This window comes from Methylobacterium sp. BTF04, assembly GCF_010692745.1.
Taxonomy (GTDB): Bacteria; Pseudomonadota; Alphaproteobacteria; order Rhizobiales; family Beijerinckiaceae; genus Methylobacterium.
In genome coordinates this window covers 108,293-131,666 of record NZ_JAAHTB010000006.1, presented here as the reverse complement: position 1 = coordinate 131,666, position 23,374 = coordinate 108,293, and the positions used below count along the sequence as shown (strand labels likewise).

Genomic DNA, 23,374 nt, shown 5'->3' with positions numbered 1-23,374 from the left:
CCAGACTAATATCCGGTTGATAGATCACCCCGAAATATTGACGGAACTTCGTTAACTTAGAGGTGTCTTAAGCCTCGTATTGACGATCGCCGCTGGATAACTGCGACTTCGTTCCTTCGCGCGTTCCCGGTCTGAGTTATGAGGCGCTGCGCCTGAAGCGGCGCGGACGTCCATTGAGGCTATGGATCGATGAGCGCGGCGTTGACGATCAGCCATTGCACGGTCGCGTCCGAATGGGACGCGGCCATTTGGGCCAATGCCCGCGGCAACATCTTCGCGGCGTGGATGTGGGGGGCGTACAAGTCTCGCATCGGCTGGACGGTGACGCGGCTGATCATCCGCGACGCCAACGGCGATCCGGTGGCGCTGATCCAGTATCAGGTGCGCGTGCGCGGCTTCCTGCGGTCCGTACTGGTTCAGGGCGGCCCGCTCTTGACGCCGAAAGGTGAAAAGCACGCGGAGGCCGCGATGGGCGCCTTCGTCGAGCATTTGGCGCTGGGCCGATTCGATCTCCTGGTGATCAGCTTCGAGCATGCCCAGAGCGATCCGGTTCTGATCGCGCTGCTCGGGCATCATTTCGTACCGGTGCAATCCCACAAGTACTACACCCTGGAACTCGACCTGGCGCGTGGCACCGAACCGATCCTCCAGGGGATGGATCAGCGCTGGCGCAAAGCCTTGCGCAAGGCAGAGCGCAACGCCGAACTGACCACGCGCTTCCTGACGGACCCGAGCGAGCGTCTGGCCGCGTTCGACGCTTTCTGGACAATGTACGGCGCCTTGCAGGCCCGCAAGGGGTTCCGCGACACCCTCGACGGGACTGCGTTTCGTGATTTGGTGGCGAACGATCCGCATCACCGCATTCTGGAGGTCCGTGAGAACGGCACCTGTATCCTTGTCCGGATCGCCCACGTTTCGGCCGAGCGTTTCACCGACTTCTATACGGCATCGAACGACAGGGCCCGCGCCTGCGGCGCCCCGACCTTGGCGGTCTGGCGTTTCATCGAACAGGCCCATGCCGAGGGTGTGCGGTTCTTCGATCTCGGCGGGATCGATCCCGGCAAGAATCGCGGCACTTTCGAGTTCAAGCACGGACTCAGCAAGACGTTGGTATCGAGCGGTCCGCGCTGGATCTATTGCCGCACACCACGATTGCGCGACGCGGTGGGAGCCTTCCTGGCGTTTCGCTGACGCGGAGGATATCCGATGCGAACGATTGGGTAAGTCGACGTCCGCAGCCCGCCATGACCGGTTCCGATGGAGACGACGTGAGGCGATCCGTGGTCACCATCGAGGATTGCGGCGGCCCGTTGCGACGATTGTGGCGCCGCCCGGCGCTGGCCTCGGTGCTCGATCAATCCGTCGTGAGCGGCTTCGGCTTCCTGACCGGGATTCTCGCGGCGCGGGCCGTCGGAATCGAGGAGTTCGGTCTCTTCGTGCTCATTCTCATCGTCACAGCGTTCGCGCAGGGGCTTCACAACGCCCTTGTCACGGCGCCGATGATGACGCTCGCCGGTTCCGGGACGCGGGCGGCGCCCACCTACGATGCCTCGGTGCTGGCCGGTGCGGCGGTCCTCTCGTTGGTCGCCGCGAGCGGCGTCGCGCTGGCGCTGGTGGCGATCTTCGCGTTGCGCCACGAGGACGCCCAGACCAGCGTCGTGCTGGGGGGCGCGGCCCTCGCCTTCGCCCAGAACCTGCAATTTACAATACGCCGGATGCTGTTTGCCCGAGGCCGGGGGCTGACGGCCCTGGCGATGGACACTGCGCGCGCCACGAGTTTCCCCTTGGTGCTCGCCGCCGCATGGCTGTTTGGCCTACCTCTGTCCGCAGCGTCTGTGGCCTGGCTGCTGGCGGGTACCGCGTTGGCCGCGACCGCGCCGCTGGCTTGGCCGGTATGGCGGGCGCGGCGCCGGAGTCTGCGTCTACGCCCGGTCGCCCGTCGTCACTGGACCATCGCCCGCTGGCTGTTTCCCGTCGTCTTCGTCACCTTCGGACAGGAGCAGGTGGCCTGGATCCTGGCAGGCATCGTCCTCGGCGACGAGGCCATCGGTGGACTGCGCGCCGCGCAATATCTGGTGGGCCTGGTTCTCCTGCTCCTCACCGCCACCGAGAACGTCATTCCGACGGCGGCCGCCCGCGCCCGCGAAACCGGAGGCGAAGTGGCGTTGCGCGCCTACCTTCGCAGGGCGACCCTGGCGACGGCGCCGATCCTCGGCCTTCTCCTGCTCGCGATCGCACTTCCGGCGGATATCTGGCTGCGGCTGGTCTTCGGCGAGCCGTTCGCCGCCTATGCACCCGGCGTCCAGATCCTTGCTGTCGGGGTAGTGTTCATCTTCCTGCGGGATATGGCGACCCAGTATTTCCGCGCGATGCAGGACACCAACATCGTCTTCCGAGCCTTCGTAGTGAGCCTCCTGGTCTCGCTGGCGATCATGTACCCGCTGGTCGCGAGGTATGGGGTGACCGGTACCGCCCTGGTCATCGCCATCGGGCACGGGACGTCTGCGGCCTTTCTGCTGTTTGCTGCAATGCGCCGCGTCACCATCGGCGAGAAACCGATTCCGCGACCGTAAAACCTTGAAATCGGTCCGATCCCGATCCGGATTCGCAATTCGATGCAAGGCCATCCAGGCGCCAGCGTGTGCGACCGCGAGACAGCGACGTTTACGATAACGATCGTGTTTTGGTGATGAAGCACCCACATCCGGTCATGATTCATCGCAATGAAACACCTTGCGTGATCAGCGTATCGCCATCGATGCAATGTACGGTCGGGGCAGATCTCGTGTTCGCTGAAGTGATCTGCGTGTTGTGAAAGATCGTTGTGATGACCCTCTCATGACGGGGTGGCCATGCTGAATCTGCTGCTCTTCATTGCGATCCTCACCTGGTTCGCGATGCTGTATCCTCTGGCCCGTCGGCATCTGGCCACTTTGGTTCAGCCGGTCGACGCCCGGACCGTATTGCCGATCATCCTGGTGGCGACCTTCGCCTTCATGCCCCTCGTCTTCACGGTCTCGCGCGACGACGGCAATGCGGTGCTCGAAGAGGGGCTCACCGCCTCGAACGTCATCACCCTTCTGCTCACGGGGCTGACGGCGCTGTATCTCTTGGCCCAGGTGGCCATGGAACGGCGCGTTCTGCTGCTGCCTTTCGCCATGCCCTATCTGCCCTTCACCCTGATGATCGGAATGAATGCCCTCAGTACCCTGTGGTCGATCGTTCCCGCCTACACGATCTACCGCTCGATCGAGCTGTTCGTGTTCTTCTTCGCCTCGATCCTGATCTTCGACCGGACCGATATCGAGCGACGCCTCGCCGATCTGCTCGCGATCTTCATCCTCGCATGGCTGGCCGCGACGGCACCGATCATCGCCGATAGCTTGGCCCATGGGATCGTGTTCTCGGCGGCCAAGAACAACATGATGCCGTTCGTCTGCGCGATGCTCGGCTTCCTGGTGATCTTCCGCCCGCCGCCGCGGCGGCGCTGGGCCTATTTCGCCCTGGCCTTCGTGGGCTTCACCATCGCCGGATCGGCGGCGAGCACGGGAGCATTGGTGGCGGCCGGCCCGGCGATGCTCATCGCGTCACGTAACGCCAGCCTGCAACGTATCGGCGTCGCGGCCGCGATCGTCGCGGTGGTGATCTTCGTCGGGCTGATGCTCGACCTCGCCGCCTTTCCCGCCCTCCTCGACCTGCTGGCCACCATCCTGCAGAAGCCAGCCATCGAACTCGCGAACGGCACCGGGCGGGCCACTTTCTGGCCGACCTTCATCGAGGCGACGCGCGATCATCTCGCCGGCTCGGGCTTCTCGGCGGGCGACCGCTTCATCCAGCTCCTGATCCCGATTACGGCCCTCGCCGAGACCAGCGGCCAGGAGGGGATCTTCTATACGAGCTCGCACAACATGTTCCTGAGTGCCTGGGCCGGGACCGGGATGATCGGGGTCGGCTTTGCCATCACGGTGATCCTCACGACGATCACCTGGGGACTGAAGCTCGATTCGAGCGGCCGCCGCTTCGTGGTCACCTGCATGCTGATGCTGGTGCTCAACGGCATGACCACACCGGGCCTGTTCCAGGACTGGAACGCCAACGTGCTCGCCTTTGCCGGCCTCCTCGCCTTCATCCGCGCGCAGGTCCCCCTCGACGGGAAGGTGGTGCGGGCGGCCGTTCAAGCGCCGCTCACCCGGGCGACGCCGACAGGCTGGCGCACTTCGTGAAACGGATCAGCGAATAGACCCCTCCGTGTCGCGGAACGGGTCAGAACGGATCGAATTGAACGCCGCCGCGTGGGTGTTCGGAGGTGCAGTGTCCCGGAACGGGATGGTGCGTCATCCGGGTCCGCAGGGCGCCGAACGCGTAACGGGAAGCCTCCATGGCCAGCATCGAACGAGCGCCTGCGGTCGTCTACCAATCCCTGGCTCGCGAGCCGGAGAGCACGAGCGATCTGCCGTGGGTCCTCGACATGGGTGAGGTCGGCCGGGTTCTGCGGCGGCGGTGGCTGCTCGTGGTGCTGCCGGTGCTGCTCCTCGGGCTCGCCGCTGTCGCCTATCTCGGCACGCCCTCGCAATATGCCGCGACCACGCAGATGCTCATCGATCCGCGCGGGCTCGCCCTGTTGAAGGACGAGGCTAATCCGCAAGGCCAGGCAAACGAGGCGACACTCATGCTGGTCGACAGCCAGTTGCGCGTGCTGTCCTCGGACGAAGTCCTGCGCACGGTGGTGGCGACCTATCACCTCGACACCGACCCGGATTTCGTCGGCGTCGGAGTGCTCGACCGGGTGCGCGATGCGGTGCAGCGGCTTCTCGGCCGTTCGCCGGAAGCCGCCGCCGATCCGAGCCTGACGGCCCTGCGCGTGTTGCGCGACCGCCTGACCGTGCGTCGCCTCGAGCGCAGTTTCGCCGTCGACGTCACCATGAGCACGGACGATCGCGAGAAATCCGCGCGTCTGGCGCAAGGGATCGCCGAAACCTACCTGCGGGCGGAGGCAACCAATCGGTCCCAGGTGATCGGCCGGGCCCGCACCGCCCTCACGAGCCGGCTCGGCGAGTTGCGGGATGGGGTGGAGCAGGCCGAGGCGGCCGCTCAAGCGTTTCGCAACAAGAACAACCTCGTCGGCACCCGCACCCAGTTGGTGAGCGAGCAGCAGCTCGGCCAGCTCAGCGAGCAGCTCGGCGCCGCCCGCGCCCGCGCGGCCGAGCAGCAATCCAAGCTCAAGCAGCTCGAAGCCGCCGCCGGCGGCGACGGGGCGAAGCTCGACTCGATCCAGGAGGTGCTGCAGTCCCAGACCATCGGTCAGTTGCGCGGCCAGCTCGCCCAAGCCGAGCGCCAGCGCGCCGACGCCGCCGTCAGCCTCGGCGAGCGCCACCCGGCGATGTACGCCTCGGACGTCCAGGTGCGTAGCGCCCGCGCCCAGCTCGACGGCGAGGTGAAGCGCATCGCCGCGGCCATTCGCAACGAGTACCGGGCCAGCCTCGCCAACGTCACCGAGCTGAGCCAGGCGCTCGAGAAGCGCAAGGCGGATGCGGTGAAGGTCGGCGACAGCTTCGTGAAGCTGCGCGAACTCGAGCGGCAGGTCGAGGCGCGCCGCGCCGTCTACGAATCGTTCCTCGTCCGGACCCGCGAACTCCAGGAGCAGCAACAGCTCGACACCTCCACCGCGCGCATCATCTCCCCGGCCCTGCCGGCGGCGCGCCGACAGGGGCCGGCGGCTCCGCTGGTGCTGGCCGCTGCGCTGATCGCGGGTCTCGGACTCGGCGTGGGCAGTGGTCTCACCGCCGAGCAGTTGAGCGGACGCGTGCGCTCCCGCGCCCGTCTGGAACGCCGGACGCGCCGGTCGATCGTCGGCCTGCTGCCCGTCATCGGGACCGCTCGGGGCGGCGGCAAGGAACGCCTCACCGGCGATGCCTACGAGGTGGCGATCACCCGTCTGCGCAACCGCCTGCGCCGGGACCTGCCCAGCCAGCGGCCGCACGTGATCGTGGTGACATCGGCCGATGATCCGGCCGGCCGCTCGATGCTGGCCCTCGACTACGCGACCTCGGCGGCCCTCGACAACGAGCGCGTCCTCCTCGTCGACGCATCCGCCGACGGGACGGTGACGCGCGAGGTCGGCCTTCCGCCGCGTCAGGACACGCCGGCCATCCTCGCCGGCCGGGCCCCGCTCTCCGAAGTGCTAGTCCGCCACCGCTCCGGAATGGCGCTGATGCCCCAGGACGGCAAGACCGTGCGCTCGGACCTGCGCGGCTACGTCGATCGTATCCTCGGCGCGCAGGAGACGTTCGATCTCATCGTGATCCATGTTGGCCTGATCGGCGCCGACGCCATTGCCGAGCGTCTCGCGGCGGATCCCCGCGTCACCGCGATCCTGGTGACGGCGCGCTACGGGCAGAGCCAGTACGGGCGGATCGACAAGGCCCTGGCAGCCATCGGCGACCGCTCCTGGGTCGGCCTCGTTCTCACCGACGCGACAGACCAGGGCTGAGCGCCGGCCGATCCGGCGTTTGTCGTGCCCTCACCTTGGCGAGCGCGGCGCGCGACAGGCTATCGGGCGCGATAGTCTGCGCGCGCCTGAAGGGTCGTGAGAACCCTTGCAGAACACTTACGGAACGTTTAACGTGTTCGTGGTTTGTTTCTGCGGTTCCTCGCCGCGTTGAAGATGAGTGTTCGGCATGTTGACGCGTAAACAGCTGGATCTGCTCCAGTTCATCCAGCAGAGGATGCGCGAGAGCGGCGTGCCACCCTCGTTTGACGAGATGAAGGACGCGCTCGACCTCAGGTCGAAATCCGGGATTCACCGGCTGATCACGGCCCTGGAGGAGCGTGGATTCCTGCGTCGCCTGCCCAACCGGGCAAGAGCGATCGAGGTGATCCGGATGCCCGAGACCCTCGGAGGCCATGTCCCGCAGGTGGCGCCCGCTGAGGTACGGCGGTTTACACCGAGCGTCGTCGAGGGTGGCAAGGGTAAGGCGCCGCCGGTGCGGACCACATCCGCACGGATGACCCAGGCGACGGACGAATCAAGTCGGGCCGTGAGCATCCCGGTGATGGGGCGGATCGCTGCCGGTACGCCGATCTCGGCGATCCAGGAGCAGAGCCATTCTGTGATGATGTCGCCGGACTTCCTGGCCGGCGGCGAGCATTACGCCCTCGAAGTGCGCGGCGATTCGATGATCGATGCCGGCATCCTCGACGGTGACCTCGTGGTGATTCGCAAGCAGGACACGGCCAATACCGGCGATATCATCGTGGCGCTGATCGACGACGAGGAAGCGACCTTGAAGCGGCTGCGCCGTCGTGGATCGTCCATCGCCCTCGAAGCCGCCAATCCGGCCTACGAGACCCGCGTGCTCGGGCCCGATCGCGTCCAGATCCAGGGACGCCTCGTCAGTCTCGTTCGGCGTTACTGAGGACGCTCGAGGGGCTCATCCGAGGGCGGATCGGGCTCCGCGGAAACGCCCTCAGTGGGTTTCGCCGGATCGCCGACGGTCTCCGCGATCGGCTTTGCGGAGACGACGGGCTGCGTACGCCACGGCACCGTTTCGCCGGGACGGCGTGCCGTCGCCAGAACCGGCCCGTCGGGCGCGAAGCGAATCGCAGTCGCGCCGTGCGCGGCCAGGAAAGTTCGGTCGATCACCAGTGACGCGGCGCAGCCTGGCGGCACGTCGCGGCGGGTGACGAGAATGTTCGCTCGGGCGCAATCTTCGGCCAGAGCGCGTTTGTCGGTCACGAGCGCGACCTTGCGCCCGTCGCCGAGCGTCATCGCGCAGCCGAGGCGATCGCAACGCGCGCCCTCCGCCACCGTGACGTCGCCGGCCTTGCGCCCATCGCCATCGGCCTTCAGCCATTGCTCCAGGACGAAGTTCGGCGGTCGGCCGAGGGTTGCCAGGCGCCCGCTGCGGTCGCGGATCGCTGCGCCTGCGCCCTCGCGGTCCACATAGATGTCGTAGCGCATCGGGGCCGCCGCCAGCGCGAACCCGGCCAATCCGGGCAGCAGGCCGATCCAGCGCAGCCGCGACACCGGCAGCGTCAGGATGATCAGCGCCATCGCCAAGAGGGAGAGGGCACCGGGGCCGAAGGCGGGGATCACCACGGTGGCGCGCCCGAATCCGGCGATCCAGGTGGAAATCGTCAGCATGCCGCGCACCGCCAGCCCCATGAGCCACCACACTGGCTGATCGAGGGCGAACGGATAGGCGAGGATGCCCAGAACCGCCGCCGGCATCACGGCGAGGGAGACCAGCGGTAGGGTGAGGGCATTGCCGACGATCCCGAAGGGCTGGACCGTCTGGAAATGGTAGGTGGCGAACGGTGCCGTGGCGATCTGCGCCACCAGGGTCGTCGCCAGGGTGCCGACCACCGCCGCGACCATGACGGAAACCGCCCTGCCGATCCGCCCGGGATTCTCGTCGCGGGTGAAGCGCCCGCCGAGATAGGACGCGCAGGCGATGAGGCCGGCCACGGCACCGAACGACATCTGGAAGCTCGGGCCGAGCAGGCCCTCCGGCTCACGCGCCAACGCGATCAGGGCGGCGAGCGCCAGATTGCGCATGCTCAGAGCTGGCCGGTCCACGAGAATCGCGCCGAGCATGATCAGGGTCATGATCAGCGATCGCTCGGCCGCGATGTCCCACCCGGAGAACACGCAATAGGCGGTGACGCCCACCATGGCGCAGAGCGCGGCGATCTTCTTGATCGGCCAATGCAGGGCCGCGAAGGGAAACAGCGCGAAGCCCGCCCGCACGAGCCAGAACACCACGCCGGCCGCCAGCACCATGTGGAGCCCGGAAATGGACACGACGTGATAAATTCCGGCGGCGCGCAGGACATCGTTGGTCTCGGCGTTGATCAGCCCGCGCTTGCCGGTGACGAGGGCGGCGGCCACGGCACCGGCCTGGCCGCCATTGGCATCGGTGATGCGCCGGGTCAGGGCGTTGCGAGCGTCGTCGATCGCCGCGGCGAGGCGAACCGAGACGGGGAGCGGGTTTGGGGCGGGACGCACCTCGATGCGGCCGACGAGGGAACCGACAGCGCCGATTCCCCGAAAGAACGCGTCCCGGGCGAAATCATAGCCCCCCGGCCGTGCTGCCTCGGGAGGCGGGAGCAATCGCGCCGTCGCGGCGATGAAATCTCCGGGCTTCAGCGCCTGGGCCTTCTTGTAGGACACCCGCACCCGCGTCGGCCGCAGGTCGGGACCCAGAGTCCCAAAGCTTTCGACGCGCACGATGAGCCGTGCGCCCTCCTCGCGCTCGTCGAGAGCCTCGATCAGCCCTGTGAGCGGCGCGATGGTGGTGCGGGCGAGGATCGGACTCGCCACCTGCGCGACGCGGATCGCCGCTGCCGCGAAGCCGAGCAGGCCGGCGATCCCGACAAGCACGCAGGCGAGTGCCACCGGCCGGGCTCCGAGAAACGGTGAGGCGCCCGCCAATACGGCCGCCAGCGCGATCGGAGCGGCAAGGATCGGAGCGCCGGTCGTGCCAGTGAAGAACACCAGGATTCCGAGGCCGAACGCCACTGCGAGCCAGGGAAACAGCCGGCGCTTCGTGGCCTCCTGTTCGAGGCCGGCGACGAGGCCGTTCCAGAGCCACACGAGCCACAGGGACGGCGCCGGCAGACGGCCGGAGACCAGGCGCGACATCCGCCCACCCGCAACCCGTGAGCCGCTTTGCGCCATCCGGTCTCTGCTTCGATCCAGGTCCTGGCCGCGGCAAAAGCCGCGCGCGCGCCTACGCCGGGCGCGTCAAGACGATTTCTTAACGCCTGCCTCCGCGCATGCTACACGCGCGCTCTCGGACCGGTCGATCCTCCACTCGCCTGCTCCACTGCCAAGTTCGCACTCGTCCACTTCACCAGCGCAAGTTCAAGCCAGGATCGATGTCGTCAGCCGTCGTCACGCGTTTCGCGCCCTCCCCCACGGGCTACCTTCACATCGGCGGGGCCCGCACGGCCCTGTTCAACTGGCTCTATGCCCGCCATTTCGGTGGCCGCATGCTGCTGCGTATCGAGGACACCGACCGCGAACGCTCGACGCAAGGCGCCATCGACGCGATCCTCGACGGGATGCGCTGGCTCGGCCTCGATTGGGATGGCGATGTCATCTACCAATACGCGCGCGCCGATCGGCACCGTGAGGCGGCGGAGAGCCTGCTCGCGTCGGGACACGCCTATCGCTGCTACGCCACGCCGGAGGAGCTGACGGCGATGCGCGAGGCCGCGCGCGCCGAGGGCCGGCCTCTGCGTTACGACGGGCGCTGGCGCGACCGCGATCCCTCCGAGGCACCGGCCGGGGTCAAGCCGGTGATCCGCCTGCGTGCGCCTGTCGAAGGTGAGACCGCGGTCGAGGATGGCGTGCAGGGGCGCGTTGTCTGGCAGAACCGCGATCTCGACGACCTCGTCCTGCTGCGGTCGGACGGCAACCCGACCTACATGCTCGCCGTGGTGGTGGACGACCACGACATGGGCGTGACCCAGGTCATCCGCGGCGACGACCATCTCACCAACGCCGCGCGCCAGCGCCAGATCTCCGATGCCCTCGGCTGGACCGCCCCCGCCATGGCCCACATCCCGCTCATCCATGGAGCCGACGGCGCCAAGCTGTCGAAGCGCCACGGGGCGCTCGGGGTCGATGCCTATCGCGACCTCGGCTACCTGCCGAGCGCCTTGCGCAACTATCTCGTGCGTCTCGGCTGGAGCCATGGCGACCAGGAGGTGTTCTCCACCGAGGAAATGGTGGCGGCCTTCGATCTCAAGGCGATCGGCCGCTCGCCAGCGCGCTTCGATTTCGCCAAGCTGGAGAACCTGAACGGGCTCTACATCCGCGCCGCCGCCGATGCGGACCTGGTCGATGCCATCGAGAGCGTTCTGCCGGCACTCGGTCCGTCGCGACAGATCACGGCGCCGCTCTTTCCCGAATTGCGGGCCAAGTTGACGGCGGCGATGCCGGGCTTGAAGGAGCGCGCCAAGACGCTCGTCGAACTGCTCGACAGCGCCTACTACCTCACCGCGGCCCGGCCTCTCGCCCTCGACGACAAGGCGACCGGCCTGCTCGGAGACGAGGCGCGGGCGCGGCTCGCCGCCATCCTTCCGGCCCTCGAAGCCCTGCCGGACTGGAGCGCCGCGTCGACGGAGGGTGCGGTGCGGTCGTTCGCCGAAACCGCAGCGTGCAAGCTCGGGCAGATCGCGCAGCCGTTGCGCGCCGCACTGACGGGACGCGCGACCTCCCCGCCGGTGTTCGACGTGATGGCGGTGCTCGGACGCGAGGAATGCCTCGGCCGCTTGCGTGATCAGGCCATCCCGGCCTGAGCGCGGCAGGCGAAACCGATGACATTCCGGCCTGGATTTCGCTAGGCGTGCGTCGAGAGGCAGGGCGTCAGTTGATGGCGGTCGGCCGATCCGCTAACCCGATACCCGTGTGAGCAACTGCAGCATTCGCCGCAATTGCGACCCGGAACCGGGTGGCTGAACCAGCGCCACGCGGGCCGCCGCCGTCCGCTGCCAAGATACGTCCGTTTCAAGCAAGACCGGTCCGCCTCCAAGCAGGATCTGCACGCCTCCAAGCAGGGTCTGCCCGCTTCAAGAAAGGGTCCACGTCTCCATGAGCGCATCCAGCACCATTACCGTGGGCGACGATTCGGTCGAACTGCCGATCAAGACCGGCACGATTGGCCCAGACGTCATCGACATCGGCAAGCTCTACGCCAAGACCGGCAAGTTCACCTTCGACCCTGGCTTCACCTCTACCGCCTCGTGCGAATCGAAGATCACCTACATCGACGGCGATGCCGGAATCCTGCTCTATCGCGGATACCCGATCGAGCAGATCGCCGAGCAGGGCGACTTTCTCGAGACCTGTTACCTGATGCTGTTCGGCGAGTTGCCGACCCCGGCCCAAAAGGCCGATTTCGACTACCGGGTCACGCGCCACACCATGGTGCACGACCAGATGAACCGCTTCTTCCAGGGCTTCCGCCGCGACGCCCACCCGATGGCGATCATGGTCGCCTGCGTCGGTGCGCTGTCGGCGTTCTATCACGACTCCACCGACATCTCGGACGACCAGCAGCGGATGATCGCGTCTCTGCGCATGATCGCCAAGATGCCGACGCTGGCGGCGATGGCCTATAAATACTCCATCGGTCAGCCGTTCGTGTATCCGAAGAACGACCTCGACTACACGTCGAACTTCCTGCGGATGTGCTTCGCGGTGCCGTGCGAGGACTTCAAGGTAAACCCGATCTTCGCGCGGGCGCTCGACCGGATCTTCATCCTGCACGCCGATCACGAGCAGAACGCCTCGACCTCGACGGTCCGTCTGGCCGGCTCGTCGGGCGCCAACCCGTTCGCCTGTATCGCTGCCGGAATCGCCTGCCTGTGGGGCCCCGCGCATGGCGGTGCCAACGAGGCGGCCCTCAAGATGCTCGAGGAGATCGGCCACCCCGAGAACGTGGCGAAGTATGTCGCCAAGGCCAAGGACAAGAACGACCCGTTCCGCCTGATGGGCTTCGGCCACCGCGTCTACAAGAACTACGATCCGCGCGCGCGCATCATGCAGAAGACCACCCACGAGGTGCTCGGCCAGCTCGGAATCAAGGACGATCCGCTGCTCGAAGTCGCGGTTCAGCTCGAGCAGATCGCGCTGAAGGACGACTACTTCATCGAGAAGAAGCTCTATCCGAACATCGATTTCTATTCGGGCATCACCCTGAAGGCGATGGGCTTCCCGACCTCGATGTTCACGGTGCTGTTCGCGCTCGCGCGCACCACCGGCTGGATCGCGCAATGGGCCGAGATGATCGAGGATCCGTCGCAGAAGATCGGCCGCCCGCGCCAGCTCTATATCGGCCCGGACAAGCGCGAATACATCCCCATCGACCAGCGCGGTTGAGCGAGAAGGCCCTGTCCGATGATCCGGACAGGGCCTTTTTTCTCGGCGGACGACCGGGATCGCATCAGGCGGCGCGTTTCGCGTCCAGCACGATGCGCGCCGCGCTCAGGCTCGGCTCTTCGTTGCCAGGCAGGCGCATCAGGCCGTCGATCCGCGATAGAGCATCCACCTGCGTATCGCGCGCGGCCCCGCCGTCGAGCAGCGGCTCGATCGCTGCGGCGAGCCGCGCCGCCGTGCACTCGGCCTGGATGAATTCCGGCATGGCGTTCTGGCCGAGGATGAGGTTCGGCAGCACGATGGTCGGTACCTGGATCAGGCGACGAGCCACCGCCTCCTCGATCCGCGACACCTTATAGGCCACCACCATCGGCACGCCCGCGAGCGCCAGTTCCAAAGTGACGGTGCCGGAGGCCGCGAGCGCCGCGCGCGCGCGTCGGAAGGCGGTGTGTTTGGCCGCTTCCCCGTGGACGAGGCGAACCGGCGCATCCCACGCGAGCGCCAGGCGCTCGATGAGCGCGCGGTGGCGGGTCACGGCCGGCAGAACCGCCTCGATCGGTCCGAGTCTCTCGGTCAACCGCGCGAGGGTGGCACCAAAGACCGGCATCAGCCGCTCGACTTCCGAGCGACGCGACCCCGGCAGGATCACCAAGGTCGGCGGTGACGCCTCCCGTGCCAGAGCCTCGCGCGCATCGGGCCGCAATTCCGACAGACGCTCGATCAGCGGGTGGCCGACATAAGTGCAGGCCGGGCCGCCGAGACGGCGATGGGCGTCGGGCTCGAAGGGCAGCAACGCCAGGACGTGGTCGATGAACGGCCGCATCTTGGCCGCCCGCCACGGGCGCCACGCCCAGACGCTGGGCGAGACGTAGTCGACGATGGGCAGCTGCGGCATCTGCTTGCGGACGCGCGAGGCGACCGCGTGGGTGAAGCCTGGGCTGTCGATGATGACGAGTACGTCGGGCCGCGCCGCGACCACGTCGCGCACGGTCTGGCGGATGCGGCGCAGCAGGGTGCGCAGACGCGCGGCCACCGGCAGGTAGCCCATCACCGCCACGTCATCGATGGAAAACAGCGAGGCGAAGCCCTGCGCCGCCATCGCCTCGCCGCCGACACCGCCGAACCGGATCGGCCGGTCCGAGAGGGTGACGAGTCCGCGCATCAGTTTGGCACCGAGCTGGTCTCCGGAATCCTCGCCGGCCACCAGCCAGATCTTCCTGTCCGCACCGCCATCGCTCATGCGTCGATCCTCAAGCCCACGAGGAACAGGCCGGCCCGGTCGGCGGCGGCGACGGTGGCGGGCCGGTCGATGATCAGGGTGAAACCGGCTTGCAGCGCGAGCCCGACACAACCGGCCGCTGCCGCCGCCGCGATGGTGCGCGGCCCCACCGCCGGCAGATCGACGCGCAGATCCTGACCCGCCTTCGCCAGCTTGACTAAGACGGTACCGGCGTGTGGTGCTCCGTACCCGAAGGGCTTGCGTCCCAGGGCACGGGCACGGGCGAGCATCTGGTCGGTGCCCTCCGGCCCTTCGACGGCGAGGGCGCGCTGCGCTACGACGACGGCGGCCTGTCCGACATCGTAGGGCGAGAGCGCCCCGAGAAGGGCGCGGCCGGTGGCGATGGAGGCGAGCGCCGCGGCATCGGGCACATGGCGACCCATGATCCCCTCGGGGCTGAGGAGGTCCGGCGCGACCTCGTGGACTCCGACGACGGCGTGGCCATGCTCTTCCAGCAACGTCAGGGCCCCCCGCAGGAGGCGGTCGTCCCCCCCACCCGCGATGGCCTTGAGGGCATCGCGATTGCGCAAGGCGGCCGCGGCGTTGAGGATGGCAGCGGGGTTGGGGCGCGAGACGCCACCGGCCGGCACGACGCTCACCGGCCCCCATGCCTTCAGGATGCCGAGGACGCCGGCAATGTCGAGGAGATCGACGGTGGCCTCGGCGCGCGACCGCATGGCGCGCTCGGCGAATCCCCGGATCGCCATAACCCGGAACGGGCGGCCGGCACGGTCGAGGGATGCCGCCACGAGTTCCGGCAGGCGCCCTGCCCCGGCGACGAGGACGAGCGGCGCCGGCACGGCGGTCAAGGCGCGCCCGAATTCTCGCGCGGCGTGCAGATCGAGCGTTTCCCGCCCGCACGGATGAACGCGACGATCTCGGCCACGCCGCGATGCGCGTCGAATTCCGCGGCGACGTCCTCGACGCGCTCCATCAACGTGCCTTCGGGAGCGAACAGGAGGCGGTAGGCCCGGCGCAGGGCGTGGATGTCCTCACGCGCGAAGCCGCGGCGCTGCAGGCCGATGATGTTGAGGCCGGAGAGGTAGGCCCGGTTGCCCAGCGCCATGCCGTAGGGAATGCAGTCGTTCTCCAGTCCCGAGAGACCGCCGACGAAGGCATGGGCCCCGACGCGGGCGAACTGGATCACGGCAGCACCACCGCCCAGGATCGCGTAATCGCCGACACTGCAATGGCCGGCGAGCATGACGTTGTTGGAAAACACCACGCCGTCGCCGACCCGGCAATCATGCCCGACATGGGAATTGGCGAGGAAGGTGCAGTTGTCGCCGACCACCGTCTCCAGACCGCCGCCGGCGGTGCCCGGGTTCATGGTGACGCCCTCGCGGATCAGACAATCGGCGCCGATGGACAGCGTCGAGACCTCGCCGCGGAACTTGAGATCCTGCGGTGGGTGACCGATGGAGGCGAACGGGTAGATCCGCGTGCGCGCGCCGATTCGGGTGCGGCCGGCCACCACCGCGTGGCTGACGAGTTCGCAGCCCTCACCCAGGGTCACGTCCGGCCCCACATGGCAGAACGGGCCGATGGTCACGCCATCCGCGATCGTCGCGCCATCCTCGACGATGGCACTCCGATGGATCGTTCCCGCAGGATTTCGGCCCGACATGGTCATTCCGTCACCAGCATGGCGCCGATCTCGGCCTCTGCGACGAGGGTCTCGCCGACACGGGCCTCGCCGCGAAACCACCACATGGTGCGGCGCTGATTCATCTTGGTCATATGATAGCGCACCGTGTCACCCGGTACGACGGGCTTGCGGAATTTGCACTTGTCGATGGTCATGAAGAACACCTGCTTGGCGCGCAGATCGTCGGTCATGATGTGTCGGCAGCAGATGGCACCAGCCGTCTGAGCCATGCCCTCGATCAGCAGGACACCCGGAAAGACCGGGAGCCCGGGAAAGTGCCCGGTGAATTGCGGCTCGTTGATCGTCACGTTCTTGATGCCGATACAGGATTTGTCACCGTCGATATCCACGATCCGGTCGATCATCAGGAAGGGATAGCGGTGCGGCAGGAGTTCCAGAACCTTCTGGATATCGGCCGAGCCGAGCTCGCGCGGCATCTCGTTCATCGATCGAATCACTCCACTGCGCGTCGTCGCCTCCGACGCCCCCGCCCGTTTTCCAAACCCGTCATCATGGTGGAAGGGCTCTCTTTCCGCAGAAAACCCAAGGGATGCAAGCCCCCTCCAGACTGCGAGGCGGCGGCGCGCTCATCCGTGCCCTCGTTGCTACGGAACTCCACACCGAGCGGAACGGATCGATCGTGTACGGACTGAAAGGATGGGGGACTTAGGCTTGACGCATCACGGCGATAAGCCAGATCTCTATCGCTCATCATCGCGCTGGGCCAAGAAACCGTGTCCTCCTCAGAGACCATCACGAAATGACCTCGAACGAATCCGGGCTTTCCGACCGGAATGGTGCGGCAGCACGAGACCAGACCGCCGAGTTCGAGAGCAACGCCCCTGCAATGCGGCCGACGGATGTCATCGTCACGCGTTACCTTGCGTCGCGGGAGTCGAAGGCGCCCAGGGCCGACGCGCAAGCCGCAGCATTGAGTGAGATCATCGCCCTGATCGACATCGATCCGCGTCACGCCGTCAAACGGGCCTTGGATTGGGCCATCGATCTCTGTGACGCCGGTTCTGCGGGCTTGAGCCTGCTGGAGCCGGGGTCCGACGGCGTGTTGTGGTTCCGCTGGGACGAATTGTCGGGCCCACTCGAGATCCATATCGGCGGCGGCGCGCCGCGCCATTTCAGTCCGTGCGGCCTCTGTCTCGATGCCGGCGCGACGATCCTGGTGCAACGGCCTTTCGCGGCCTTCGAGTACATGAACGCTGCGACGCAGCCCGTTCAGGAAGGACTGATCGCGCCGATCTATACCCTGGGAGGAGTCGCACTCGGCACCGTCTGGCTCGTCCATCATGAGGTCGGCAAGCACTTCGATGCGCAAGATGCCAGGGTGCTGGAAGAACTGACGGCGGTGATCGCCCGCGCCCTCGCGGCGGGTCAGGAGAACGCGGAACGGCCGTTGCCGGTCGCGTCGACCAGCGCCATCGAACCGCCCACGCGGCCAGACGGAAGCCGATCGCGGATGGCGGCGGTGAATCCCTTCGTTCGGAAGCTTGCGGGCTTCGTGACCCTGTCCGACCTCGACGAAGCCATTCTGCAGCGGGTGAGCGCCGAGCCCGTTCCCGTCGCCCCGCGGACCGACCTGATCCGGGAGGGCGATCCGACTGGTGGCGTCTTCCTCGTGATGGAGGGCATGGCGTGCCGCTACCGCCAATTGAGCAACGGCCGGCGCCAGATCACCGCCTTCATGCTACCGGGTGATTTCTGCGACCTCGATGTGGCCCTCCTGAGCCGGATGGACCACGCCATCATGACGCTGACGCCGGCGCGGGTGACGCAGATTCCGCGACACACCGTCCTCGATCTGACGCGAAACTACACTTCCATTGCCGAGGCGCTTCGCAAGACCACCCTCGTGGACGAAGCGACCCTGCGCGAATGGCTGGTGAACATCGGGTCGCGCCCAGCTTTGGAGCGCATCGCTCATCTGTTCTGCGAGTTGCAAGTGCGGTTGCAGGTGGTCGGCCTCGCCACCGAAGACCGCTACGAACTGCCGATCACGCAGATCGACCTCGCCGATACCACCGGTCTGTCGAGCGTCCACGTGAACCGCACGCTCCAGGAACTGCGCCGTCGCGGCCTCATCACCCTCGCGGGTCGAGCCCTGACGATCCTCGACCCGGCCGAGTTGCGCAGGCTCGCCGATTTTCGCGCGGACTATCTCCACCTCAAAGAAACTTCAGCCGCGTAGGAGCGTGTCGGCTTGCGGTATCGATTCCGGATTGCCGCGTCCGCCGATGATCTGAGAGCGTCGCGTCAGGCCGGATCGCTGTCCTTGCCGGATCGTTCGGCCAGCCGGGCGAGCGTCGTCAGCTCCCGGAACCAGGCGCGGACGGGTTTGGCCGGAGTTCCACCCCAGCGGCTGCCGGCGGGGACGTCGCTGTTGACGTTCGAGGACCCTGCGATCTGCGAACCCATGCCGATCCGCACGTGGCCGACCACGCCGACCTGGCCGCCGAGGACTACGTAATCCTCTAGCGTCGTCGAGCCGGAGATCCCGACACCCGAGACGATGACGCAATGGCGCCCGATGACGACGTTGTGAGCGATCTGCACCAGATTATCGATCTTGGTGCCTTCTCCGATCACCGTATCGCGACTGGCTCCGCGATCGATGGTGGTGTTGGCGCCGATCTCGACATCGTCCTGAATGATCACCCGGCCGATCTGCGGGACCTTGAGATGGCCGCCCGGCCCCATGGCGAAGCCGAAGCCGTCCTGCCCGATGCGAGCGCCGGGATGAACGATGACGCGATTGCCCAGAAACGCGTGGGTCAGGGTCGATCCGGCACCGATGGAGCAATCCCGCCCGACGCGGACATTGGGGCCGATCACCGCATTGGGACCGATCACGGTTCCCGAACCGATCTCGGCGCCCGGACCGACGACGGCGCCCGGATCGATGCGGACGGCCTCTTCGAGCCGCGCTTCCGGGTGCACGTGGGCCCCGGACGACACGCCGGCGGCGGCAAACAGCGAGACCGGACGCATCGCTTCGGGATGCAGACGCGCAAGGAGACCGGCGTAGGCGCGATAGGGATCGCGCAGGACGAGACCGACCGTACCGGCCGGGATGCGGGCGGCGAAGCGCGGCGATACCAGGCAGACGCTCGCGCGGGTCTGCGCCAGCGCGTCGGCGTAGCGGGCATTGTCCATATAGGCGACGTCACCGGGCCCGGCGCTCTCGATCGGCGCGGCGCCGGTGACGATCGTCAGCGGATCGACGCCCTCTGGCAATGAAACGCCGACAGCCTCGGCGATGACGCCGAGGCTGAGGGTGACGGTCGAAGAGAAGAAAATCGGATCAGTCATGGACCGATAACGCGCCGCCCCGATTAAAGGGGCGGCGCCTCTTTCGTTAGAACCGCGAGCCGCCCGAGAAGCGGAAGGCCTGGAGCTGATCCTTGCCGATATGGCCGAACTTGCCGTTGCCGAGATCGACCTTGACGCCCTCATCCTTGGTCAGGGCGTAGGCATAGTCGAACCGGATCGGACCGAGCGGAGAATTCCACAGGATCGATGCACCGATCGATGACCTGATGGTCGCCTTGTCGCGGACGTTCACGCACTCGGGTTCGACGGCGATCGTCGCGGAGTTGAAGTTACAACCACCGCCCGGGGCGATGCCGTTGATGAAGGCATCGCCGTTCACGTTGAACTGCGTGCGGCCCTGATAGCCGAACAGCGTACCGGCATCGGCGAACACCGCGCCCTTCAGGCCGAGATCACGCGGAACGCCGTAGAGCGGGAACTGAACTTCGACCGTACCGCCGACATAGGTGGTGCCGCCGATGGCGTTCGAGCGGCTGTCGGCGATGCCGACGTCACGCGGGCCGATACCATTCGGGGCGAAGCCGCGAACGAGCGACGGTCCGAGGAAGAACTGGTCGGTGATCCGCAGTGGCTCGTTGTTGAGCGCCGAGATGTGACCGCCCTGGAGGCGGACGAAGCCGACCACGTCCTCGTAAAGCTCCTTGTAGTAACGGGCATCGCCGGTCACGCGGAAGAACTTCGAGTCGCCGCCGAGACCGGCGATGTCGGGCTTGAGTTCGGCGTAGAGGCCGTTCCGCGGCAGGGCGAGGTTGTCGAGGGTCGAATAGGCGAGCGTCAGGCCGGCGAGCGACGTGAGCGTGTTGCCCTGGGAACCCTTGAGCGCGATCGAGGCTTCGCCGTCGAGGGCACAGTTCGGGTAGGCTGCCAGCCCGCTGACGTTCTGTCCGCTGGCCGTGAAGGTGCCGGTCGGATAGACGGCCGTGTAGCCCGGGATCGGGTTCGAGCAGTCGTTGTACGGCCGCTTGATGGTGTTCGGGACCTTGAGCTCGGTGTTGTAGAGCGAGTAGCGCAGGGTGATGCCGAACTCTTCCGTGATCGGCAGGCCGACGCGGAGCTGGCCGCCGTAGACCGTGGTCTCGTAGCGCGAGTAGCGGGTCTGGTCGCTGTACTTGTAGAAGGCGTCGAAGCCGGCAGCCAAGCGGTAGCCGAGGAAGTACGGCTCGGTGAACGAGAAGTCGACGCCGCGGGCGTACTGGCCGGCGGTGCCGGCGACACGGACGTACTGACCGCGGCCGAGGAAGTTGGACTCGGAGACCGAGACTTCGCCGATGATGCCGTCCTGGGTCGAGTAACCACCCGCGACCGAGAACGAACCCGTGGGCTGATCCTCGACATCGATGTTGATCACCACGCGATCGGCGGCAGAGCCCGGCTCGTTCGAGAAGCGGACCTTCTTGAAGAAGCCGAGGCCGTTCAGGCGACGCTCGGCCCGATCGGTGAGAACGCGGTTATAGGCATCGCCCTCGGTGATATCGAGCTCGCGACGGATGACATAGTCGCGGGTGCGGGTGTTGCCGCGGATGTTGATGCGCTCGACGTAGACGCGGGGGCCGTCCTCGACCACGAAGCCGAGGGCCACTGTGTGGGTGGCGCGGTCGCGCTGGCCGGTGGGACGCACCTGGGCGAAGGGATAGCCCTGGCGAGCGACCTGATTGGTCACGCCGTTGAGGGTCTTCTCCACGTCCTCGGCATTGTAGACGTCGCCGATCGCAGTGCGGACCTCGCCGTCGAGGTTCTGGGTCTCGAGGCCGGGCAGACGCGAGTCGATCGCCACGGCGCCGACGGTGTACTGCTCGCCTTCCTCGACGGTGACGGTGATCACCCAGCCGGCATCACCCTCGCCCTCGACGTAGCGGGAATCGGCGTTGACGACGCGGAAATCGGCGTAGCCGTTCTTGAGATAGTAGCGACGCACCACGTCGAGGTCGTTGGTGATGCGGTCCGGATCGTAGACGTCCGAGGTCTTGATGAAGGAGAGGAAGTTCATCTCCGACGAGGACATCAGCTCCTTGAGCTTGCTCTCGGAATAGGCCCGGTTGCCGACGAAGTTGATCGCCTTGATGCCGGTCTTGTCGCCCTCGTCGATGACGTAGATCACGTCGATCCGACCGTTGGGCAGATCCACCGTGCGGAAGGTGACCTTGGCGCTGCCGCGACCTGCCCGACGATAGACGTCGCGGATGCGCTGCATGTCGGCCTTGACGATGCCTTCGCTGAAGGGGCCGCGCGACTTGGCCTCGACCTCGCCTTCCAGCGTGCCTTTCTCGACCTTCTTGTTCCCCTCGAACACCACCCGATTGATGATGTTGTTCTCACGCACGCTGACGACGGTGCCGCCGCCGCTGCGCGAGACCTTCACGTCGGAGAACATGCCGCTCGCCAGCAGGTTGCGGCGGGCTTCCTCCGGAGAACCGGAGGCTGTGCCGGTCACGTAGGACCGGATCGTATCGGAATCAACGCGCTTGTTACCCTGGACAACGATCTGCTGAGCCTGCGCAGCGCCGCCCAGAACAAGGCCCGCCGCCGCAGCGGCGACTAGGACGATGGTCTGTTCGGCCGACTTACGCCGGCGCTTCCCCGTCATCGACATCATGTAATCGCCCGTCTCTTTTATCATCAGTACGGGTTCGCACCCGCAGACAAGCGACCGTTTACCGGTCGTCCCGTCGTCTGGTCCCAGCCCAGCTTCTATCGAGTTTCCCCCTCGAAGCAAACGCTGCGGAGGGCCGCTCAAAGGGGATTTTGCGGAGACGTGGCCTTCCGGTCACTTAATGGTTCCGGACAATCGCCGAACGTGGTCAAGAAAACATGAAGCGCGGAACCGTGGGTCCCGCGCTCACTCGATATTTCATGTTCAAAAACAACGACTTGGCGATTGCCCCGGCCTTTCGTCGGTCTCTCTGGCCGGTGATGACGGCGGCCTCGCGGCCACCCCCCACAATCCACAGGCGAGGCCGACGACCCCAGTGATCAGGTGCCGCGCGCACCCCACGATGCCCCGAGGTTGAGGATGTCGTTCCAGGCCGCGAACAGCATCAGGAACAGAACCAGGGCGAGCCCGATACGGAAGCCAATCTCCTGCGCCCGCTCGCTCAGGGGGCGGCCGCGCACGGCCTCGAACGCATAGAACAGCAGGTGGCCGCCATCGAGGAGCGGGACCGGGAACAGGTTGAGCAGGCCGATCGAGACCGAGAGCAGCGCGACCAGGCCGATGAGACCGCCGATGCCGCCTACCTTGGCGACTTCTCCGGACACCCGGGCGATGCCGATCGGCCCGGAAAGCTGATCGGCGGATTCGCGTCCGGTGACGAGCTTGCCGATGTAGTCGATGGTGCGGTCGACGACGAAGTAGGTCTCATAGACTCCCAGGCCGAGGGACTGGATCGGTCCGTAATGGACGAGCTTGGCCTCGCTGGCCTTCGGCCCCTGGATGCCGAGACGGCCGAACCGATGGCGGCCGAAGGGTGTGCGTTCCTCGACGCCGTCGGGGACGGCCACCAGATCCTTAGTCTCGCCGGCGCGCTCGACGGTAACGGCGAGGCTGGAGCCGGCCGCACCCGAGACGGTGCGTTGCATGTCGCTGAAGCTGTTGATCGACGAGCCGCCGATGGAGCGGATCACGTCGCCGGGCAGGAAGCCGGCGCGATCGGCGGCGGAGCCGGGCACCACGGCCTCGATCCGGGCCGGCATCTCGTAGCGGCCACCGAAATAGATCGCGCCACCGAACAGGGCGATGGCCAGGATGAAGTTCGCGATCGGGCCTGCGGCCACGATCGCGGCGCGCTTGGGCAGGCTCTGCGCCGGGAAGCTGATCGCCCGCTCGTGCGGGCTCATCCGGGCGACGGCCTCCGGATCGGGAACGCTGGCGCCGTTGGCATCGCCGTGGAACTTGACGTAGCCGCCGAGCGGGATCGCCGACAGTTTCCAGCGGGTGCCGTGACGGTCGTTGAAGCCGAACAGCTCGGGCCCGAACCCGAGCGAGAACGCATGGACCCCGACGCCGCACCAGCGCCCGACCAGGAAATGTCCCATCTCATGGACGAACACCACGATGCTCAGCACGATGAGGAACGGGATGACGGCACCGAAAAACCCGGCCGCCGTTCCACCCATGGCGTTCAGAAAGTCCATCGTCGATCCTTCAGCGCCACGCGCGGGGGCCTCTCAACTGCCCTTTAGCAGATCGGAGCGGATGCGCGCCAACGCAAACCCAAGGTAC

The 23,374-nt window shown here is 66.8% G+C and carries 16 protein-coding genes; 8 read left to right on the top strand and 8 right to left on the bottom strand.

Annotated elements, in window-relative coordinates; genetic code table 11:
* The first annotated feature begins 189 nt into the window (after window positions 1-189).
* The 5 genes from G3T14_RS06015 (at window position 190) to lexA (ending at window position 7,415) form a co-directional block, all read left to right on the top strand.
* Complete coding sequence (locus tag G3T14_RS06015; protein ID WP_163641024.1) at window positions 190-1,191, top strand: GNAT family N-acetyltransferase; 1,002 nt, start codon at window positions 190-192, stop codon at window positions 1,189-1,191.
* Window positions 1,192-1,268: 77 nt separating this feature from the next.
* Window positions 1,269-2,573 (top strand): lipopolysaccharide biosynthesis protein, encoded by a 1,305-nt coding sequence (locus G3T14_RS25530; RefSeq protein ID WP_163641023.1) that lies wholly within the window; start codon window positions 1,269-1,271, stop codon window positions 2,571-2,573.
* A gap of 279 nt (window positions 2,574-2,852) precedes the next feature.
* A complete protein-coding gene (locus G3T14_RS06005; protein WP_163641022.1) occupies window positions 2,853-4,223 on the top strand; it encodes an O-antigen ligase family protein in 1,371 nt (456 codons plus the stop codon).
* Between the two features lie 155 nt (window positions 4,224-4,378).
* Window positions 4,379-6,490 (top strand): exopolysaccharide transport family protein, encoded by a 2,112-nt coding sequence (locus G3T14_RS06000; RefSeq protein WP_163641020.1) that lies wholly within the window; start codon window positions 4,379-4,381, stop codon window positions 6,488-6,490.
* Window positions 6,491-6,677: 187 nt separating this feature from the next.
* A complete protein-coding gene (gene lexA / locus G3T14_RS05995) occupies window positions 6,678-7,415 on the top strand; it encodes a transcriptional repressor LexA (RefSeq protein ID WP_163641018.1) in 738 nt (245 codons plus the stop codon).
* On the opposite strand, the gene G3T14_RS05990 is transcribed toward lexA, so the two are convergent.
* Entirely contained in the window at window positions 7,409-9,679 is a 2,271-nt protein-coding gene (locus G3T14_RS05990) for a ComEC/Rec2 family competence protein (RefSeq protein WP_163641016.1), read from the bottom strand. The genes lexA and G3T14_RS05990 overlap by 7 nt on opposite strands.
* A gap of 200 nt (window positions 9,680-9,879) precedes the next feature.
* Between G3T14_RS05990 and gltX the strand changes: the two genes are divergently transcribed.
* Together gltX and gltA are read left to right on the top strand one after the other, a co-directional pair.
* On the top strand, window positions 9,880-11,307 hold the full coding sequence (gltX, locus tag G3T14_RS05985) for a glutamate--tRNA ligase (RefSeq protein WP_163641014.1): 1,428 nt from the start codon (window positions 9,880-9,882) through the stop codon (window positions 11,305-11,307).
* A gap of 292 nt (window positions 11,308-11,599) precedes the next feature.
* On the top strand, window positions 11,600-12,889 hold the full coding sequence (gene gltA / locus G3T14_RS05980; protein WP_163641012.1) for a citrate synthase: 1,290 nt from the start codon (window positions 11,600-11,602) through the stop codon (window positions 12,887-12,889).
* 64 nt (window positions 12,890-12,953) lie between these two features.
* On the opposite strand, the gene lpxB is transcribed toward gltA, so the two are convergent.
* Genes lpxB through fabZ form a run of 4 tightly spaced genes read right to left on the bottom strand, consistent with a single transcriptional unit; the run spans window position 12,954 to window position 16,259 of the window.
* Window positions 12,954-14,126: a lipid-A-disaccharide synthase gene (gene lpxB / locus G3T14_RS05975; protein WP_163641010.1), complete on the bottom strand. Its 1,173-nt coding sequence runs from the start codon at window positions 14,124-14,126 to the stop codon at window positions 12,954-12,956.
* Window positions 14,123-14,974 carry a UDP-2,3-diacylglucosamine diphosphatase LpxI gene (lpxI, locus tag G3T14_RS05970; RefSeq protein WP_163641008.1) on the bottom strand — a complete coding sequence of 284 codons (852 nt, stop codon included), beginning with the start codon at window positions 14,972-14,974 and terminating at the stop codon, window positions 14,123-14,125. The genes lpxB and lpxI overlap by 4 nt, the downstream gene beginning before the upstream one ends.
* Window positions 14,971-15,792 carry an acyl-ACP--UDP-N-acetylglucosamine O-acyltransferase gene (gene lpxA, locus G3T14_RS05965; protein ID WP_163641006.1) on the bottom strand — a complete coding sequence of 274 codons (822 nt, stop codon included), beginning with the start codon at window positions 15,790-15,792 and terminating at the stop codon, window positions 14,971-14,973. Before lpxA ends, lpxI begins: the two co-directional genes overlap by 4 nt.
* A gap of 2 nt (window positions 15,793-15,794) precedes the next feature.
* Window positions 15,795-16,259, bottom strand: coding sequence for a 3-hydroxyacyl-ACP dehydratase FabZ (gene fabZ, locus G3T14_RS05960; RefSeq protein WP_163641004.1), 465 nt, complete (start codon window positions 16,257-16,259; stop codon window positions 15,795-15,797).
* A 314-nt stretch (window positions 16,260-16,573) separates the two neighbouring features.
* Between fabZ and G3T14_RS05955 the strand changes: the two genes are divergently transcribed.
* Window positions 16,574-18,013: a helix-turn-helix domain-containing protein gene (locus G3T14_RS05955; protein ID WP_163641002.1), complete on the top strand. Its 1,440-nt coding sequence runs from the start codon at window positions 16,574-16,576 to the stop codon at window positions 18,011-18,013.
* 65 nt (window positions 18,014-18,078) lie between these two features.
* Here G3T14_RS05955 and lpxD read toward each other — a convergent pair whose 3' ends face one another.
* The 3 genes from lpxD to rseP form a co-directional block, all read right to left on the bottom strand.
* Window positions 18,079-19,134: a UDP-3-O-(3-hydroxymyristoyl)glucosamine N-acyltransferase gene (gene lpxD, locus G3T14_RS05950; RefSeq protein WP_163641000.1), complete on the bottom strand. Its 1,056-nt coding sequence runs from the start codon at window positions 19,132-19,134 to the stop codon at window positions 18,079-18,081.
* A gap of 46 nt (window positions 19,135-19,180) precedes the next feature.
* Window positions 19,181-21,748: an outer membrane protein assembly factor BamA gene (gene bamA / locus G3T14_RS05945; protein WP_163640998.1), complete on the bottom strand. Its 2,568-nt coding sequence runs from the start codon at window positions 21,746-21,748 to the stop codon at window positions 19,181-19,183.
* 377 nt (window positions 21,749-22,125) lie between these two features.
* The gene (rseP, locus tag G3T14_RS05940; RefSeq protein WP_163640996.1) at window positions 22,126-23,286 is read right to left on the bottom strand and encodes an RIP metalloprotease RseP; all 1,161 of its coding nucleotides are present in this window, start codon (window positions 23,284-23,286) and stop codon (window positions 22,126-22,128) included.
* Window positions 23,287-23,374: the final 88 nt, after the last annotated feature.

Coding starts and splice junctions, on each gene's coding strand:
- G3T14_RS05990 (WP_163641016.1), bottom strand. CDS start 9,679: ATGGCGCAAAGCGGCTCACGGGTTGCGGGTGGGCGGATGTCGCGCCTG.
- lpxA (WP_163641006.1), bottom strand. CDS start 15,792: ATGTCGGGCCGAAATCCTGCGGGAACGATCCATCGGAGTGCCATCGTC.
- lexA (WP_163641018.1), top strand. CDS start 6,678: ATGTTGACGCGTAAACAGCTGGATCTGCTCCAGTTCATCCAGCAGAGG.
- G3T14_RS05955 (WP_163641002.1), top strand. CDS start 16,574: ATGACCTCGAACGAATCCGGGCTTTCCGACCGGAATGGTGCGGCAGCA.
- bamA (WP_163640998.1), bottom strand. CDS start 21,748: ATGATGTCGATGACGGGGAAGCGCCGGCGTAAGTCGGCCGAACAGACC.
- lpxB (WP_163641010.1), bottom strand. CDS start 14,126: ATGAGCGATGGCGGTGCGGACAGGAAGATCTGGCTGGTGGCCGGCGAG.
- rseP (WP_163640996.1), bottom strand. CDS start 23,286: ATGGACTTTCTGAACGCCATGGGTGGAACGGCGGCCGGGTTTTTCGGT.
- gltX (WP_163641014.1), top strand. CDS start 9,880: ATGTCGTCAGCCGTCGTCACGCGTTTCGCGCCCTCCCCCACGGGCTAC.
- G3T14_RS06000 (WP_163641020.1), top strand. CDS start 4,379: ATGGCCAGCATCGAACGAGCGCCTGCGGTCGTCTACCAATCCCTGGCT.
- lpxD (WP_163641000.1), bottom strand. CDS start 19,134: ATGACTGATCCGATTTTCTTCTCTTCGACCGTCACCCTCAGCCTCGGC.
- G3T14_RS06005 (WP_163641022.1), top strand. CDS start 2,853: ATGCTGAATCTGCTGCTCTTCATTGCGATCCTCACCTGGTTCGCGATG.
- fabZ (WP_163641004.1), bottom strand. CDS start 16,259: ATGAACGAGATGCCGCGCGAGCTCGGCTCGGCCGATATCCAGAAGGTT.
- gltA (WP_163641012.1), top strand. CDS start 11,600: ATGAGCGCATCCAGCACCATTACCGTGGGCGACGATTCGGTCGAACTG.
- G3T14_RS06015 (WP_163641024.1), top strand. CDS start 190: ATGAGCGCGGCGTTGACGATCAGCCATTGCACGGTCGCGTCCGAATGG.